At 39.2% G+C, this 17674-nt stretch carries 16 protein-coding genes; 15 read left to right on the top strand and 1 reads right to left on the bottom strand.

The features are described 5' to 3' along the window. The first annotated feature begins 200 nt into the window (after positions 1–200). The 6 genes from tet(O) to DWW33_RS12465 all read left to right on the top strand — a co-directional run bounded on the left by tet(O) (position 201) and on the right by DWW33_RS12465 (position 7895). Positions 201–2120, top strand: coding sequence for a tetracycline resistance ribosomal protection protein Tet(O) (gene tet(O), locus DWW33_RS12440; RefSeq protein ID WP_118639634.1), 1920 nt, complete (start codon positions 201–203; stop codon positions 2118–2120). A 54-nt stretch (positions 2121–2174) separates the two neighbouring features. After that, on the top strand, positions 2175–2345 hold the full coding sequence (locus DWW33_RS12445) for a cysteine-rich KTR domain-containing protein (protein WP_004614788.1): 171 nt from the start codon (positions 2175–2177) through the stop codon (positions 2343–2345). Between the two features lie 82 nt (positions 2346–2427). After that, positions 2428–2862, top strand: coding sequence for a MarR family winged helix-turn-helix transcriptional regulator (locus DWW33_RS12450; protein WP_158550875.1), 435 nt, complete (start codon positions 2428–2430; stop codon positions 2860–2862). Positions 2863–2909: 47 nt separating this feature from the next. Continuing rightward, positions 2910–4655, top strand: coding sequence for an ABC transporter ATP-binding protein (locus DWW33_RS12455; protein WP_117761255.1), 1746 nt, complete (start codon positions 2910–2912; stop codon positions 4653–4655). An 18-nt stretch (positions 4656–4673) separates the two neighbouring features. Then, on the top strand, positions 4674–6560 hold the full coding sequence (locus DWW33_RS12460; RefSeq protein WP_117761253.1) for an ABC transporter ATP-binding protein: 1887 nt from the start codon (positions 4674–4676) through the stop codon (positions 6558–6560). Positions 6561–6614: 54 nt separating this feature from the next. Continuing rightward, positions 6615–7895 (top strand): amidohydrolase family protein, encoded by a 1281-nt coding sequence (locus tag DWW33_RS12465; protein WP_117529001.1) that lies wholly within the window; start codon positions 6615–6617, stop codon positions 7893–7895. On the opposite strand, the gene DWW33_RS12470 is transcribed toward DWW33_RS12465, so the two are convergent. Continuing rightward, positions 7849–8622 carry a MerR family transcriptional regulator gene (locus DWW33_RS12470; protein WP_242991902.1) on the bottom strand — a complete coding sequence of 258 codons (774 nt, stop codon included), beginning with the start codon at positions 8620–8622 and terminating at the stop codon, positions 7849–7851. The genes DWW33_RS12465 and DWW33_RS12470 overlap by 47 nt on opposite strands. A 363-nt stretch (positions 8623–8985) precedes the next feature. Here DWW33_RS12470 and DWW33_RS12475 point away from each other — a divergent pair, with 363 nt between their 5' ends. The 9 genes from DWW33_RS12475 (at position 8986) to DWW33_RS12520 (ending at position 17595) form a co-directional block, all read left to right on the top strand. Continuing rightward, the gene (locus DWW33_RS12475) at positions 8986–12036 is read left to right on the top strand and encodes an SrtB-anchored collagen-binding adhesin (RefSeq protein ID WP_118639635.1); all 3051 of its coding nucleotides are present in this window, start codon (positions 8986–8988) and stop codon (positions 12034–12036) included. Between the two features lie 236 nt (positions 12037–12272). Then, positions 12273–12599: a YdcP family protein gene (locus DWW33_RS12485; RefSeq protein ID WP_008792581.1), complete on the top strand. Its 327-nt coding sequence runs from the start codon at positions 12273–12275 to the stop codon at positions 12597–12599. Positions 12600–12614: 15 nt separating this feature from the next. After that, the gene (locus tag DWW33_RS12490) at positions 12615–12998 is read left to right on the top strand and encodes a YdcP family protein (RefSeq protein WP_008687119.1); all 384 of its coding nucleotides are present in this window, start codon (positions 12615–12617) and stop codon (positions 12996–12998) included. Between the two features lie 101 nt (positions 12999–13099). Beyond that, positions 13100–13864, top strand: coding sequence for an MBL fold metallo-hydrolase (locus DWW33_RS12495; RefSeq protein WP_008687118.1), 765 nt, complete (start codon positions 13100–13102; stop codon positions 13862–13864). A 98-nt stretch (positions 13865–13962) separates the two neighbouring features. Further along, entirely contained in the window at positions 13963–15357 is a 1395-nt protein-coding gene (locus DWW33_RS12500) for an FtsK/SpoIIIE domain-containing protein (RefSeq protein ID WP_076627806.1), read from the top strand. Between the two features lie 183 nt (positions 15358–15540). Further along, positions 15541–16737, top strand: a complete 1197-nt coding sequence (gene mobT / locus DWW33_RS12505; protein ID WP_003062030.1) for a MobT family relaxase — start codon at positions 15541–15543, stop codon at positions 16735–16737. A gap of 13 nt (positions 16738–16750) precedes the next feature. Then, positions 16751–16885 carry a DUF3789 domain-containing protein gene (locus DWW33_RS12510; protein ID WP_003061156.1) on the top strand — a complete coding sequence of 45 codons (135 nt, stop codon included), beginning with the start codon at positions 16751–16753 and terminating at the stop codon, positions 16883–16885. A 1-nt stretch (position 16886) separates the two neighbouring features. Next, complete coding sequence (locus DWW33_RS12515; RefSeq protein WP_003060793.1) at positions 16887–17108, top strand: hypothetical protein; 222 nt, start codon at positions 16887–16889, stop codon at positions 17106–17108. 67 nt (positions 17109–17175) lie between these two features. Continuing rightward, positions 17176–17595 (top strand): nuclear transport factor 2 family protein, encoded by a 420-nt coding sequence (locus tag DWW33_RS12520; protein WP_003060053.1) that lies wholly within the window; start codon positions 17176–17178, stop codon positions 17593–17595. Positions 17596–17674: the final 79 nt, after the last annotated feature.

Here is a 17674-nt window from a genome sequence, read left to right on the forward strand (position 1 = left end):
AAAAGTAGCAGTCCCGTTTCACTTTTAATATGGGGCTTAGTTTTTTGTACCCAGTTTAAGAATACTTTTATCATGTAATTTTATATGCCCGAAAACATATAAGTGTTTTGGGGCTATTGGAGTTATTTACCCAGTGATAGGAGTATTTATCACTGGGTATTTTTATGCCCTTTTTTGGGTGTTGATAGGAGGAAAATCACATGAAAATAATTAACTTAGGCATTCTGGCTCACGTTGACGCAGGAAAGACAACATTAACGGAAAGTTTATTATATACCAGTGGTGCAATTGCAGAACTAGGGAGCGTAGATGAAGGCACAACAAGGACAGATACAATGAATTTGGAGCGTCAAAGGGGAATCACTATCCAGACAGCAGTGACATCTTTTCAGTGGGAGGATGTAAAAGTCAACATTATAGATACGCCAGGCCATATGGATTTTTTGGCGGAAGTATACCGTTCTTTATCCGTTTTAGACGGAGCAGTATTATTAGTTTCTGCAAAGGATGGCATACAGGCACAGACCCGTATACTGTTTCATGCACTACAGACAATGAAGATTCCGACAATCTTTTTCATCAATAAAATTGACCAAGAGGGGATTGATTTGCCAATGGTATATCGGGAAATGAAAGCAAAGCTTTCTTCGGAAATTATAGTGAAGCAAAAGGTTGGGCAGCATCCCCATATAAATGTAACGGACAATGACGATATGGAACAGTGGGATGCGGTAATTATGGGAAACGATGAACTATTAGAGAAATATATGTCAGGGAAACCGTTTAAAATGTCAGAACTGGAACAGGAAGAAAACAGGAGATTCCAAAACGGAACGTTATTTCCCGTTTATCACGGAAGCGCTAAAAACAATCTGGGGATTCGGCAGCTTATAGAAGTGATTGCCAGTAAATTTTATTCATCAACGCCTGAAGGTCAATCTGAATTATGCGGGCAGGTTTTTAAGATTGAATATTCAGAGAAAAGGCGGCGTTTTGTTTATGTGCGTATATATAGCGGAACATTGCATTTGAGGGATGTTATTAGAATATCTGAAAAAGAGAAAATAAAAATCACAGAGATGTGTGTTCCGACAAACGGTGAAATCGTCCCGGCTGACCATGCCTGTCCGGGAGAAATTGTTATTTTAGCTGATGATACTTTGAAACTGAACGATATCCTGGGAAATGAAAAACTCCTGCCTCACAAAACACGGATTGATAATCCCATGCCATTACTTCGGACAACGGTAGAGCCGCAAAAGCCGGAGCAAAGGGAAGCCCTGTTAAATGCCCTCGCAGAGATTGCTGATACAGACCCTCTTTTGCATTTTGACATTGATACTGTTACCCATGAGATTATGTTATCTTTTTTGGGGAATGTGCAGATGGAAGTCATTTGTGCCATCCTTGAGGAAAAATATCATGTGGAGGCAGAAATAAAAGAGCCTACTGTTATATATATGGAAAGACCGCTTAGAAAAGCAGAATATACCATCCACATAGAAGTCCCGCCAAATCCTTTCTGGGCTTCTGTCGGGTTGTCCATAGAGCCGCTCCCTATTGGAAGCGGAGTGCAGTATGAAAGCAGAGTTTCACTTGGATATTTAAATCAATCGTTCCAAAATGCGGTTATGGAGGGGGTTCTTTATGGCTGCGAGCAGGGGCTGTATGGATGGAAAGTGACAGACTGTAAAATCTGTTTTGAATATGGATTGTATTATAGTCCTGTAAGTACCCCCGCAGACTTTCGGCTGCTTTCCCCTATCGTATTGGAGCAGGCTTTAAAAAAAGCAGGGACAGAACTATTAGAGCCATATCTCCACTTTGAAATTTATGCACCGCAGGAATATCTCTCACTGGCGTATCATGATGCTCCAAGGTATTGTGCAGATATTGTAAGTACTCAGATAAAGAATGACGAGGTCATTCTGAAAGGAGAAATCCCTGCTAGATGTATTCAAGAATACAGGAACGATTTAACTTATTTCACAAATGGGCAGGGAGTCTGCTTGACAGAGTTAAAAGGATACCAGCCAGCTATTGGTAAATTTATTTGCCAACCCCGCCGCCCGAATAGCCGTATAGATAAGGTTCGGCATATGTTCCACAAGTTAGCTTAACAGCTTGCAAAAGTCATATAAAATGAGATTTGAAAGGATTAGAGACTAATTATGATGAAATGCGAATGGATATTGTGTCCTGTTTGTGGGAGCAAAACCCGTAATAAAATTAGGAAGGACACTGTTTTGGAGAATTATCCCCTTTATTGTCCAAAATGCAGACAAGAAAGATTGATTAAAGTTGACAACTTGAAGATAACTGTCATCAAAGAGCCAGACGCTTAAGACGCAGAGCCGATTATTTTTGTAATATATTAGAGCATCTAGAAGAAACTATTTATCAAATTTTATGAAAAGGAATGAGCATATGTTTGGAGAAACATTGCATTGCGGTGAACTTATAAAGAGACTTAACGATGCACTTGGAAGAAAGGCTAATAATACGTTGATGTGCAATGATGTCACCCTTTCGCAGATTAAGGTCCTCGCAACTATCAGCGAGGCAGCCGATGAGACGATAACGCTAAAAGAACTTGAAAAGCATTTTGAAGTTAAACAGGCAACGATGGCAGGAATTGCTGCACGTCTGGAAAAAAATGGGATGATAGAGGGGTTTTATGATTCAAATGATAAAAGAATCAAACATGTAAAGCTCACGGCAAAAGGTGAGGAGATATGCAAGACGGCAAGAGCTTCAATGGATGAAAATGAGAGGGAACTTTTAAAGGCACTTAATGATGATGAAAAAGGACAGCTTAGAAATCTTTTGCAGAAAGTATATGACAGTATCAAGTCATGCTGACTGTAGACTTATAAGGTGAATTTAATCGAAGGGAGAATGATAAAAATATGATAAAAACATTAGCAAAATGTATGGGCAAATATAAAAAAGAATCAATTATAACGCCAATATTTACTGCAGTTGAAGTTTTTTTGGAAATTCTTATTCCATTTATAACAGCCTCAATAATTGATAAAGGAATACAGGCCGGAGATATGAGAAAGGTTGGTATTTATGGTGGAATAATGCTTATTATAGCATTTTTGAGCCTTTTTTGTGGTATACAGGCAGGAAAGTATGGGGCGGCAGCATCAACAGGATTTGCGTGTAATCTGAGAGAGAAAATGTATGAAAATATACAGACATTTTCATTTTCTAATATTGATAAATTCAGTACAGCAGGTCTTGTAACACGTATGACAACTGATGTAACTAATGTACAGAATGCTTATCAGATGATAATAAGGAGTGTTGTGAGAGCACCTCTCATGATGATTTGCAGTATTACAATGTGTGTAATAATAAGTCCGAGATTAAGTATTATATTTCTTGTTGCACTTATATTTTTAGGATTTGTACTTTTCTTTATTATATATAAAGTAACACCGGTTTTTACATCAGGTTTTGAAAAATATGATGAACTCAATGCGAGCGTTCAGGAGAATATTTCAGGAATCCGTGTTGTTAAGGCATTTGTACGTGAGGAGCATGAAAATAAAAAGTTTAATAAAGCGGCAGATAATCTTTATAAAACATTTGTTAAAGCCGAGTCATTTCTTGCATTTAACAATCCGACTATGATGCTTGTTGTATATGGATGTATTGTTGCATTGTCATGGTTTGCTTCACATTTTATTGTGTCGGGTTCAATTACAACTGGTAATCTTACATCAATGTTCAGTTACGTAATGAACATGCTTATGGCACTTATGATACTTTCAATGATATTTGTAATGGTTTCAATGAGTGCGGCAAGTGCAAGGCGTATTTCAGAAGTTCTTAATGAAAAAGCGGACCTTGCCAATCCGGAAAAACCTTATGAAGAAGTGGAAGACGGAAGAATCGATTTTAATCATGTTAATTTTTCATACAGAAAAAACAGTACAGAGGATACTTTACATGATATTGATATTCATATTAATGCAGGTGAGACAATTGGTATTATTGGTGGTACAGGATGCGGAAAATCAAGTTTTGTGAGCCTTATAAGCCGTCTTTATGATGTTACTGAAGGTTCTGTATGTGTTGGCGGAAAAGATGTAAGAACTTATGATATGGATGCACTCCGTAATCAGGTGGCTGTAGTATTACAGAAAAATGTCCTGTTTTCAGGAACAATACTTGACAATCTCAGATGGGGTGATGACAATGCTTCATATGAAGATTGTGTTGAGGCATGTAAACAGGCATGTGCTGATGAATTTATCGAGAGAATGCCTAAGAAGTATGATACATGGATAGAACAGGGCGGTACTAATGTTTCAGGTGGTCAGAGACAGAGACTCTGTATTGCGAGAGCATTGCTTAAAAAACCAAAGGTTCTTATTCTTGATGATTCGACAAGTGCTGTAGATACTGCAACAGACGCAAAAATCAAACAGGCATTTGCCCAGAAAATTCCGGGAACAACAAAGCTTATAGTTTCGCAGAGAATTTCAAGTATTCAGGATGCCGACAGAATTATTGTTCTTGAAGATGGAAAAGTCAGTGGCTTTGATACACATGAGAATCTTATGGAAAATAACAAAGTTTACCGCGAAATCTGTGAAGTTCAGATGCAGGGCGGCGGCGATTTCGACGAATCGGCAGAATAGTGAGAATAGGAGGAAGACATGAAAAATAAAAATGAGAACAAAGAGAAGAATCCGCTTTTATTATTAAAAAGACTTCTTTCTTATATAGTAAAAAATTATAAATTGGCATGTTTCATGGTGGTCGTTTGCATATTGGTTTCGGCACTTACGACATTATGTGGAACTTTATTTATACAGAAACTTATTGATAATTACATTGTGCCTCTTACCCAGATGGCAGTTCCTGATTATTCACCGCTTGCACAGGCTCTTTTAAAACTTGTAGCAATATTTGCAGTGGGTGTTTTATGTTCCTACGGATATAACAGAATTATGGTAAATGTTGGTCAGGGTACTATGAAAAAGCTCCGTACAGAGATGTTTACTAACATGGAATCACTTCCAATCAGATATTTTGATACACATGCACATGGAGATATAATGTCGGTATATACAAATGATATTGATACATTAAGACAGCTTATAAGCCAGAGTATTCCACAGGTTCTTAATTCACTTATAACACTTGTATCAACATTTGTAAGTATGATAGTTCTTGATATACCACTTACAATTGTATCTGTTATTATGGTTGCAATTATGCTTTTTGTGACATCAAAGCTTTCCGCTGCATCTGGCAGATATTTCATTGAACAGCAGAAAGATATCGGTAAAGTAAATGCTTATATTGAGGAAATGATGGAAGGGCAGAAGGTTGTTAAGGTATTCTGTCATGAGCAGGAAAGTCTTGAACAGTTTAAGCAGATTAATAACAAGTTAAGAGAAAGTGCCAACAATGCTAATAAAATTGCAAATATTACAATGCCTATCAATGAAAATATAGGAAATATAAGTTATGTTTTGTGTGCACTTGTAGGTGGTGTGCTTGCATTAAGCGGCTTTTCAGGACTTACAATTGGTACACTTGTAGCATTTCTTTCATTAAACAAGAGTTTCACACAGCCTGTAACAGAGATAAGCCAGCAGGTAAGCAGTATTGTAATGGCTATGGCAGGTGCCGGCAGGGTATTTGACCTTTGTGATGAAGTACCAGAGACAGATGAAGGTGATGTTGAACTTGTAAATATATGTTATGATTCAAATGGTGAAATCCATGAAACTGAAGAACTGACAGAGATGTGGGCATGGAAAAAACCAAATGCTGCAAACAAAGATGAAATGTATACAAGACTTCAGGGTGATGTTACATTTGATGGAGTTGATTTTGGATATAATCCTGACAAAATCGTGCTTCACGATATAAAAATGTTCGCAAAACCTGGTCAGAAGCTTGCGTTTGTAGGTTCTACCGGTGCCGGAAAGACAACAATTACCAACCTTATTAACAGGTTTTATGATATACAGGATGGTAAAATCCGTTATGATGGAATTAATATTAATCATATTAAAAAAGACGATTTACGCCGAAGCCTGGGCATTGTTTTACAGGATACCAACCTTTTTACAGGCACGATTATGGACAATATCAGATATGGAAGACTCAATGCAGCTGATGAAGAATGTATAGCTGCCGCAAAGCTTGCTAATGCTGATGGATTTATAAAAAGACTTCCTGATGGTTATAACACAGTGCTTACCGGCGGTGGTGCGAACCTTAGTCAGGGACAGCGTCAGCTTCTTGCAATAGCGAGGGCGGCAGTTGCAGATCCTCCTGTTCTTATTCTTGATGAGGCGACTTCTTCTATTGATACACGTACAGAAAAACTTGTACAGCGTGGTATGGATGCACTTATGACAGGAAGAACTTCATTTGTTATCGCTCATCGTCTTTCTACGGTACGGAATGCAGACTGTATTATGGTTATGGAACAGGGAAGAATTATTGAGCGTGGTACACATGACCAGCTTATGGAAGAAAAAGGCAGATACTATCAGCTTTACACAGGAAAGTCAATCAGTGCGTAAGATTTTGATTAATTGGTATTAAATAAACATTTCAAAAACACGGGGTATAAAAATATGAAATATGCTTATATTAACGGAAAAATACTTGACGGAACCAAAGATATGCAGGTAAAAGAGGGCTTCGTCATACTTACGGACAATGATAAAATTGAGGATATTGTCAAGGCAGGCACGGATTTGAATGGATATGAAAAAGTTGATTTAAAACGCAGATATATTATGCCCGGTCTTATAAATATGCATGTTCACCTTGCAGGTAATGGCAAGCCGCAGAAAAAACAGCGTGATAATGAGAAACTTGTAAAAATACTTATGGGAAATGCACTTATGCGTTCAATTGCATACGGTATGGTTGCCGGATTTGCAAAAACAGAGCTTATGAGCGGTGTGACAACAATAAGAACGGTTGGCGGACTTGGAAGTTTTGATACAAAATTAAGAGATGAGATTAATGCAGGAACAAAGATGGGACCTAGAATACTTGCCGCTAATGAAGGGATTTCCGTGCCTGGCGGACATATGGCTGGCTCTGTTGCTGTTGCGGCGGACAGTATAGATACAGCCTTAAAACATCTGGAGCAATCGGAAAAAGAAAAGGTTGATTTGATAAAGCTTATGATTACTGGCGGCGTAATGGACGCAAAAGAAAAAGGTGTTCCGGGTGAACTGAAAATGTCTCCGGAAATGGTAAAGGTAGTCTGTGACAAGGCACATGAAAATGGCTATTTAGTTGCTGCACATGTCGAATCTCCGCAGGGGGTGCGTGTTGCTCTTGAAAATGGTGTTGACTCAATTGAACACGGTGCAAAAATTGATGATGATACAATTAAGTTATTCAAGGAAAGAAAAGCATTTCTTTGCACAACAATTTCGCCTGCACTTCCGTATGCATTGTTTGATCGTTCGATTACCAACGCAACTGAAGTTGAACAGTTTAACGGAAATGTTGTGTTTGAGGGAATAATTGCATGTGCGAAAGCGGCACTTGAAAATGATATACCTGTCGTTCTTGGCAATGATGTCGGATGTCCGTGGATTACACAGTATGATTTCTGGAGAGAATTGTATTATTTCCACAAATATACGGGCGTTTCCAATGCGTTTGCACTGTATACGGCAACCGCAAGAGCTGCCGAAATGGCGGGAATCGGTGATATTACCGGTACGCTCGAAAAAGATAAATGTGCAGATATGATTGTAACCGAGGAAAACCCACTCGATGACCTCAGAGCATTACGACATGTAAAAATGGTTGTCGCAAGAGGAACGATTATGGAAAATCCTAAAGTTAAAATAAATAAGCGTGTCGAGACTGAACTTGATAAATTCCTATAAAAAAACCCCGCTGCGGCGGGGCTTTTTTATTCATAAAACACATATAATTTGTCAAATACTCTGTTATAATTTCTCCATAATAATTGTTCATCTGCAATTTCGCATAGATAAAAGGTTTTAATAAATAACGGATTATGATACATATAACAGGACAAATAAAAATCCAGTTTTTATTAACTAGGGATGTTGCCACTCCTTTACTCCATTGTACTGGAATTTCTGTCGGCAACTTAGAATAAGACAAAGCCCCAATAATCAAGCATAGTGCGGTAATCATAGTCCAGGTAAGCATACTTCCCCATATATACAAAAAGCTGACTGAATCCAGTTTGAAAACAGTTCGATTATCTTTCCAATAGTCATGAAAATCTGTTACATACTGTTCTACCTGTAATTTTTCATAACTAATACTTCCTTCATCCAGCATTTTTTCGCACATGAGTTTCGCCTTATTCAAATCAGTAATCTGATTTTTTAATACTTCCTTTTGCTTCTCAAGCATTTCCTGCAATGTTACTTTTTCGGATATAATATTTCGTATATCTTCAATAGAAATTCCCAATGTACGTAGATATGCAATCTTCTTTATATTTTCCACATCATTTTTAGAATAATCTCTATAACCATTACTTTCATTTCTCGAAGGCTCAATAAGTTTTTCCTTTTCATAAAAACGGATATTAGAACGGGATAAACCTGTTCGCTCTTCTACGTCTTTTATAGTCATATTATGCCCTCCTTTCGAGCAACTCTATTTTACTTAATAATAAGCTATAAACAAGGTTTACAGTCAAGCATTTATATTAAAAACACAATAAAAATCTGATTATCCGCTAAAACACAGTATCTATCAGCATTTTCAAGAAAACAAATACATCAATTTACTACTTATTTACTACTAACGAATGAGCCTTGATACGCAAGTTTTCCTAGATATGCAAAGATATGGTACAGCACATCAGTATTAAAATAAGAAAAAATTGAATAACTCATAGACTATGGAACGCCTAACATGACGTTCCTTTTCTATTTCCAGCCGTTCTTATTGGACGGCTATTTTATTACCCAAAATGAAAGGAGCATTAGATTTATGAAAAAGATGTTAAAACGATTGTGTACGGGCTTCTTAGCTCTTGCAACTGTCGTTACTGCTTTACCGACTACACCCGTCCATGCAGAAAGTAAGCAATACTGGACGGAAAGTGCAGAGCGTGTCGGTATCATTGAAAAAGTAATGAATGACGGTTCTATCGGTTCGACATTCAATGAGGGCTATATGAAAGTCGAGGGCGAAACTGCCTATTGTATCGACATTAACACAAACTTTAAGAACGGTTACAAGACCAGAGCTGACGCAAGCTCACGCATGAGTGCTGACCAGATTTCAGATGTGGCGTTATCCTTAGAGTATGTCAAACAGTATGGCGAAGCTCACAAGGAACTGAACTACAAACAAGTCTATCTGTTGGAACAATGTGTAGTCTGGCAGAGATTGAGCGTACATTTTGGCTGGCAATGTGATAACGTGCGAGCTTCTTATGATGAAATTCCAAAGGCAACACAGGACGAAGTTTTCTCTGGTGCAAAAGCCTTTATCAAAGAAAATAAAGGACGCTATGAATGTGGCGGTTATATCTACTCTGGCGAGGGGCAGGAATTAGGACAATTCTGGGCGAAGCTGAATGTCGGAAATGCGAAACTGCAAAAGACTTCCAGTAATACCAGCATTACCGACGGTAACGGGAATTACTCTATTGCAGGTGCAACCTATGGTGTCTTTTCTGATAAGGACTGTACGAAACAGCTTGCCACCCTTACGACTGATGAAAACGGAAATACAGATGTTGTAGAGGTAAAGGCTGGCACAGTTTATATCAAGGAGTTATCCGCACCAGCAGGATATAAAGTAGATAAAACCATATATTCCTTAAAGGTTGAAGTTGGAAAGACAGCAATTTTGAAAGTATCAGATACGCCAAAAGTAACGGACACTTTGATTGAGCTTTTCAAGATTGATATGGAAACACAGAAAGACAATCCGCAAGGGAACGCTTCTTTAGCAGGTGCGGAATTTACATGGAAGTATTATGCAGGCTTCTATAATAAAGACAATCTCCCTGCCGAAGCTACTCGTACATGGGTTACAAAGACAATCGCTGAAACAGACAGCGACGGGACAACTCACTACATCGCAAAATTAGCGGACGCATACAAGGTATCTGGCGATAGCTTCTATATGCAGGACGGCAAGGCGGTTCTTCCACTTGGAACGCTAACCGTTGAGGAAACGAAAGCTCCAAACGGCTACTTGTTAGACGGTGCATATATGCAGGCTGGCGATAAGTCCGAACAGATAAAAGGCTTATATGTAACACAGATTACAGAGGACGGCGACCTTGCCGTACTTACTGGAAGTAACCAGTTTTCTGTATCAGACAAGGTTATCCGTGGTGGTGTGAAAATTCAGAAACGAGATTTAGAAACGGGCGATACAAAGCCACAAGGAAGTGCTACCTTGAAAGATACTGCTTTTGACATCATTTCCTTAAATGATAATGCGGTATTGGTTGAGGGCAAATTATACAAGAAAAATGAAGTGGTAAAAACAATCCATACCGATATTGAGGGTGTCGCTTCTACTTCTTCTGACCTTTTACCTTATGGAAAATTCCGTATCGTTGAAAGTGAAGCTCCCGACGGTTACTTAACTGACGGTGCAAAGCCGATTGATTTTACAATCACAGAAAACGGAAAAATCGTGGACTTAACCGACGAAGCTCATTCTATCTATAATCAGATTAAGCGTGGAGATATTGAGGGTGTAAAAATCGGTGCAGGTACACACAAGCGTCTTGCTAATGTTCCCTTTAGGATCACAAGCAAGATGACGGGCGAAAATCATGTCGTGGTAACTGATGATAACGGGCAATTCTCCACTTCTGCTGAATGGGCTTCTCATAAGCACAATACAAACGCAGGAAAGACCAGCGAGGACGGTGTGTGGTTTGGAACTTCTGAACCAGATGACAGCAAAGGTGCGTTACCTTATGATACCTATATCATTGAAGAATTACGCTCTGATAGTAACAAAGGTTTTGAACTTATCCCACCTTTTGAAATCGTGGTATCAAGAAATAACCTTGTGATTGATTTAGGAACGCTGACTGATGAATACGAAAAAGAAATCTCTATCCATACCACAGCGACCAGCAAAGACGGCGAAAAGACTATCCTTGCAGGAAAAGAGATTACGATTGTTGATACTGTCAAATTAGACGGACTTACAAAAGGCACAAAGTATCAGTTAAAAGGCTGGCAGATGTTAAAAGAAGAAAATGTAGAACTTCTTATCAATGGAAAACGTGTGGAAAATGATTATACCTTTGTCGCTGATGATGAAGAAATGAAAGTGGAAATTTCCTATACATTTAATGCGTCTGCTTTAGGTGGCAAAAACCTTGTTACCTTTGAAGAATTGTATGATTTAAGCAATCCAGACGAACCCGTAAAAGTTGCGGAACATAAAGACATTGAGGACGACGGACAGACGGTACTTATCACAGAGCGTATCGTCAAAATTCATACGACTGCTACGGATAAGGACGGCAACAAAGAGCTTGAAGCTGGAAAAGACGTTACAATCATTGATACCGTAATCTTAGAGGGCTTAGAAGTCGGTACACAGTACAAACTTGTGGGCTGGCAGATGTTGAAAGAAGAAAATGCAGAGCTTCTTATCAATGGAAAACGTGTGAAAAGTGATTACACTTTTACTGCTGACAGCGAAACTATGAAAGTGGAAGTTGCCTTTACCTTTGACACTACTTCTCTTGACGGCAAACAGCTTGTAACTTTTGAAGAATTGTACGATTTAAGCAATCCAGACGAGCCGAAGAAAGTTACCGAGCATAAGGATATTGAGGATAAGGGACAGACGATTACCTTTAAGGAAAAAACCAAAGTCCCAGAAGAACCAAAGAAACCCGAAACACCACAGACACCAGATACACCGCATAAAACAGACAGTCCAAAAACTGGCGATAGCACAAACCTTTACGGACTGCTTGCACTTCTTTTGACTTCTGGTGCTGGACTGGCAGGTATCTTCTTCTGCAAACGCCGTAAAATGAAGAAATCATAAGGCGGTAACGGTATGAGAAAAGAAAAATCACGTTCTCCGCCGATACCGTGTCGGCAGACTTCCGCTTATTCTGGATTGTCTGCTACTTACCTGCAAGAACACGGATAGTCAAGGGTGCGTAAGCATTGATTTTACCCTTTACTATCTGGGGGATTGCTGGTACTTCCCAAACCGCCAGAATAAGAAATCACAATCAAAAAACTTATCAAAAATAGAAAGAAATGAGGTAAAACACTATGGAAATGAAATATGTCGTGCCAGATATGGCACAGTCTTTTGGAACTCTTGAATTTGCAGGCGAAAGTGAGCCAGTCTTTGAAAGAGATAAAAATAACCGCAGGGTCTTAGCCAGACGAAGCTATAACCTTTATTCTGACGTACAAAAAGGCGAAAATGTTGTGGTAGAAATTCCCGTGCAGGCTGGCGAAAAGCATTTCAAGTATGAACAGAAAGTAAAACTTGTCAATCCGAAGTTATATGGCAGAGGTTACGCAATCGGGGATATGGGACATACCGATTATGTGTTGCTTGCTGATGATATTGTAGCAGTTGAAGAAAAGTAAAGGAGTGAAGAATTTATGAGATTATCAAACGGGTTTGTTATTGACAAAGAGAAAACATTTGGAGAATTAAAATTTACAGCGGTGCGAGATGTGTTCTTGCAGAATGAGGACGGGACACCGAGTACCCAGCTTAAAAAGCGTATCTATGATTTGAAGTGCAGTCTGCATGGTGGAATTATCCCCGTGTCCGTACCGCCAGAAGTACCGTTAAGGGAATTTCCGTACAATGCGGTTGTGGAGCTTGTCAATCCAGTAGCCGATACGGTATCAAGAAAAACCTATACGGGTGCAGATGTGGACTGGTATGTAAAGGCAGAGGATATTGTATTGAAGAATAAAAGCAACCAGAACGCAGGCAATACACAGAACCATACACCGCAGGGACAACCGAAAAAATAGACTTGCTGAATAGATTTTCGTTGTAGAGGATATACGGAACTGTTATAATATGGGTATGAAGAAAGCGACAAATTAAAATTTTTAGGGAGTGAGAATAGTATATGGACAGTTGGTTTACCGTCGAACAAATAGACCAAGATACATTCGTCATCAGCGAATACAAACACTGGGAAGAAACACATTGTTATCTATTGTGTGGGACAAAAAGAGCCATTCTGATTGATACAGGTTTAGGTGTTTCCAACATCAGAGAGGTTATTGATGGATTGACGAAACTGCCCGTTACAGTAATCACTACTCATGTTCATTGGGATCATATCGGTGGACATAAATATTTTCGGTCTATTGCAGTTCATGAAGCAGAAAAAGAATGGCTATCGGTCAAATTCCCTATACCTTTGCAAGTGGTAAAAAACAATATTATGTGCAATCCATGTGATTTCCCCTCGGATTTTAAGGTAGAGAAATATCAGATTTTTCAAGGGGTTCCGCAAATGATTTTACATGATGAAGATTGTATTGACTTAGGGAACAGAAAGTTGGTAGTTATTCACACGCCCGGTCATTCTCCCGGACATTGTTGTTTCTATGAAGCGGATAGAAAATATCTGTATTCCGGCGATTTGATATATAGCGGTTGCCTTGATGCTTTTTATCCATCAACAAACCCACAAGAATTTTGGAAGTCTGTTAGAAAAATTCAATCTTTAAAGATAAGTCGAATTTTGCCAGGACATCATCATTTATCTATTCCAGTTACTATAATTGACAAGATAGAGACAGCTTTTCACAACTTGTCAAATGAAGGGAAATTAAAACAAGGGAATGGTATATTCAGCTATGAGGGGTTTCAAATCCATATCTGAAATGCAATCTTAGTTTTACAATTTTATATCCCTACACACAAAGCAGTTAGTCTTAGGATTGACTGCTTTTTTCATACCCAGAAAGGAGTGATTGATTTATGCGTATGATTTGGAACAAAGGACACCGTATCAGAGCCAGCGACAAGCACCTTGTTTATCATTTTTCCATAGAGACGCTTCTGTTTGTGTTCGTGGCAGTTCTCCTGCTACTGAATAGCAAACAGCTCATGCGTACCGACTGGGAACATTTCAGCTTATTAGACAATGGCTTTACGCTTTCCCTTTACAACTTCATAACCATACTGATAGCGACTGGTGTTTGTGCATTGGTCGCTTTTCTGTATTACCGCTTCTGTTACGACAGTTTCAAGAAGCTACTGCACCGTCAAAAGCTGGCAAGAATGATACTGGAAAATAAGTGGTATGAAGCCGATACCGTACAAGACAGCGGTTTTTTTACTGACCTGCAAAGCAGATCAAGGGAAAAAATCGTCTGGTTTCCAAAGATTTATTATCAAATGGAAAAAGGACTTCTTCATATCCGCTGTGAAATTACGCTGGGAAAATATCAAGACCAGCTTTTACGGTTGGAGGATAAGTTGGAAAGTGGCTTGTATTGTGAGCTGACCGACAAGACCCTGCATGACGGCTATATCGAATATACCCTGCTTTATGATATGATAGCGAACCGCATTACCATTGATGAAGTACGGGCAGAAAACGGTTGTCTTAGATTGATGAAAAATCTTGTCTGGGAATATGACGCACTCCCTCACGCTCTGATTGCTGGTGGGACTGGTGGCGGTAAAACATATTTTCTGCTGACACTCATTGAAGCCTTACTGCATACAAACGCTGTCCTTTATATCTTAGACCCGAAGAACGCTGACCTTGCAGACTTAGGGACAGTTATGGAAAATGTGTATCACACCAAAGAAGAAATGATTGATTGCGTCAATGCCTTTTATGAGGGCATGGTACAGCGAAGTGAGGAAATGAAGCGACACCCGAACTATAAGACGGGCGAAAACTATGCCTATCTGGGACTGCCACCCTGCTTTCTTATCTTTGATGAATATGTAGCATTTTTTGAAATGCTGGGGACGAAAGAAAGTGTGAGCTTACTTAGCCAGTTAAAGAAAATCGTTATGTTAGGACGACAAGCAGGTTATTTCCTTATCGTTGCCTGCCAGCGTCCAGACGCAAAGTATTTCTCGGACGGTATCAGAGATAACTTCAATTTCCGTGTAGGACTTGGGCGTATCAGCGAATTAGGTTACGGTATGCTGTTCGGTTCTGATGTGAAGAAACAGTTTTTCCAGAAACGTATCAAGGGGCGTGGCTATTGTGATGTTGGAACAAGCGTCATCAGTGAATTTTACACGCCTTTAGTCCCGAAAGGACATGATTTTTTACAGACTATCGGTTCTCTTGCACAAGCAAGGCAGGACGGGACGGCGACGTGCGAAGCGAAAGGCGACGGCACGGACTAGCCGTTGCTGGTGTGGCGTAAGCCACGCCAGCAGGTAAAACCCCTCGGTATCTAACAGAGGGGTACGTTTGCAAATAGACAATAGACAAAAAACATAGGAAACATAAGGCTTCTGGCATGGTTTTCTAGCAAAAATCGGCTGTGAAGTCGCCTTAAAAAACTTCACACTTTACAGATTGGGGGTATGGTTCTGAATGAAGAACAACGGATAAAAGAATTACGGGAGAAACGGATTGCTTACGGTATCTCACAAGGCAGGCTGGCGGTGGCTTCTGGTATCACAAGGGAATATTTCAACAAGATAGAAAGTGGAAAAATGAAGCCGTCAAAGGAACTTCTGGAAACTCTGCATAAGGAACTGGCAAGGTTCAATCCAGAAGTACCGCTTACCATGCTGTTTGATTATGTGAAAATTCGTTTTCCCACGCTGGATATACAGCACATCATCAAAGATATATTAAAACTGAATATCAATTATATGCTCCATGAAGATTACGGACATTACAGTTATACGGAGCATTATTCTTTAGGGGACATCTTTATCTATACGTCGGCTGACGAAGAAAAAGGTGTCCTTTTAGAGTTAAAGGGGCGTGGTTGCCGACAGTTTGAAAGTTACCTGCTGGCACAACAAAGAAGTTGGTATGACTTTCTCATGGACGCACTCATAGACGGTGGCGTGATGAAGCGTATCGACCTTGCTATCAACGACCATACGGGTATTTTGGATATTCCAGAGCTTGCGGAAAAATGCAGGAAACGGGAATATATCGGAAAGTCCAGAAGTTATAAGTTTTATCAGTCGGGCGAGCTTATCAAGCATAGAGAGGACGACAGAGAATATATGGGACGCACCCTTTATCTTGGTTCGCTAAAATCAGATGTGTATTTCTGTATCTATGAAAAGGACTATGAGCAGTACGTCAAGTTAGGGACACCGCTGGAAGAAGCCGACATTATCAACCGTTTTGAGATACGGCTTAGAAATGAACGTGCCTATTATGCAGTACGAGATTTGCTGACCTATTATGACGCAGAGCAGACTGCCTTTTCTATCATCAACCAGTATGTGCGGTTTGTTGATGAAGAAGCAGACAAGCGAAAAAATGACTGGAAACTCAATGACCGCTGGGCGTGGTTTATCGGCGATAACAGACAGAGCTTGAAGCTGACGACAAAGCCAGAGCCTTACACCTTAGACCGTACATTGCGGTGGGTACAACGGCAGGTAGCACCGACCTTGAAAATGCTGAAAAGGATTGATAAGGGAAACGGAACAGACTACATGAAAACTATCGAACAGCAGGCAAAGCTCACAGAAAAGCATGAAATGATAATCAAACAGCAGACGACCCCTGCAAAAGATTTAGTAGAAAGTTAGGAGTGATGAAAAAATGTGGGAATTATTGAAAGACTTCCTGCTGGTATCTGTTGGAACGGGTATCGGCGTAGCCTTGATGTGTATTTTAAGTGTTGGCAAAGGAGCTGACTATGAAATGAAGAAATTAAAAGAAAGCGAGGACAAATAACATGAATTTCGGGCAAAATTTGTATCAATGGTTTTTAAGCAACGCACAGAGCTTAGTGCTTATGTCGATTGTGGTTATCGGTATCTACTTAGGGTTCAAGCGTGAGTTTTCAAAACTTATCGGTTTCTTGGTAGTTGCCTTGATTGCTGTCGGCTTGGTATTCAATGCTGGCGGTGTGAAAGATGTACTGTTAGAGCTGTTCAATAAGATTATCGGTGCATAAAATTTTATTGTGGGGCTGATGTATGGGTGCTATAATGTGAAAAAAGAAGTAATCGAGGTGTTCTATTTTGAATGAGAGAGAAAAAATTATTCGTTTATGGTTTGATATGTGGTTGAAACAGCAAGACTTAGGAATAGATAAAATTTTTACAGAAGATGTTGTTTATACGGAAAGCTGGTGTCCTAAATATGAAAATCTTAAAACAGTAAAACATTGGTTTAATGAATGGAATACTCGTGGTAAAGTCATTATTTGGGATATTAAACAGTTCTTTCATAAAGAAAATCAAACTGTCGTAGAATGGTATTTTAAAAATGAAATGAATACGGGAAGCGTTGAAGAATTTGACGGTATTTCCTTAATTGAATGGACAGAAGATAACAAAATCAAATCATTAAAAGAATATGGTTGCAATCTGAATAACTATAATCCATATCAACACAGCGATAACCCTCAATTTAGAGATGAAAAAACAAACTGGTTTTAAAACTTAATCAAATTATATCCATATACATAAAGCAGTTAGTCTTAGGATTGACTGCTTTTTTCTTACCTAAAATCAGATT

This window comes from Roseburia sp. AF15-21, assembly GCF_003479505.1.
In the GTDB taxonomy this organism is placed as follows: Bacteria; Bacillota; Clostridia; order Lachnospirales; family Lachnospiraceae; genus Roseburia_C; species Roseburia_C amylophila.

Coding starts and splice junctions, on each gene's coding strand:
- DWW33_RS12445 (WP_004614788.1), top strand. CDS start 2,175: ATGAAATGCGAATGGATATTGTGTCCTGTTTGTGGGAGCAAAACCCGT.
- DWW33_RS12450 (WP_158550875.1), top strand. CDS start 2,428: ATGTTTGGAGAAACATTGCATTGCGGTGAACTTATAAAGAGACTTAAC.
- DWW33_RS12455 (WP_117761255.1), top strand. CDS start 2,910: ATGATAAAAACATTAGCAAAATGTATGGGCAAATATAAAAAAGAATCA.
- DWW33_RS12460 (WP_117761253.1), top strand. CDS start 4,674: ATGAAAAATAAAAATGAGAACAAAGAGAAGAATCCGCTTTTATTATTA.
- DWW33_RS12465 (WP_117529001.1), top strand. CDS start 6,615: ATGAAATATGCTTATATTAACGGAAAAATACTTGACGGAACCAAAGAT.
- DWW33_RS12470 (WP_242991902.1), bottom strand. CDS start 8,622: ATGACTATAAAAGACGTAGAAGAGCGAACAGGTTTATCCCGTTCTAAT.
- DWW33_RS12475 (WP_118639635.1), top strand. CDS start 8,986: ATGAAAAAGATGTTAAAACGATTGTGTACGGGCTTCTTAGCTCTTGCA.
- DWW33_RS12485 (WP_008792581.1), top strand. CDS start 12,273: ATGGAAATGAAATATGTCGTGCCAGATATGGCACAGTCTTTTGGAACT.
- DWW33_RS12490 (WP_008687119.1), top strand. CDS start 12,615: ATGAGATTATCAAACGGGTTTGTTATTGACAAAGAGAAAACATTTGGA.
- DWW33_RS12495 (WP_008687118.1), top strand. CDS start 13,100: ATGGACAGTTGGTTTACCGTCGAACAAATAGACCAAGATACATTCGTC.
- DWW33_RS12500 (WP_076627806.1), top strand. CDS start 13,963: ATGCGTATGATTTGGAACAAAGGACACCGTATCAGAGCCAGCGACAAG.
- mobT (WP_003062030.1), top strand. CDS start 15,541: ATGGTTCTGAATGAAGAACAACGGATAAAAGAATTACGGGAGAAACGG.
- DWW33_RS12510 (WP_003061156.1), top strand. CDS start 16,751: ATGTGGGAATTATTGAAAGACTTCCTGCTGGTATCTGTTGGAACGGGT.
- DWW33_RS12515 (WP_003060793.1), top strand. CDS start 16,887: ATGAATTTCGGGCAAAATTTGTATCAATGGTTTTTAAGCAACGCACAG.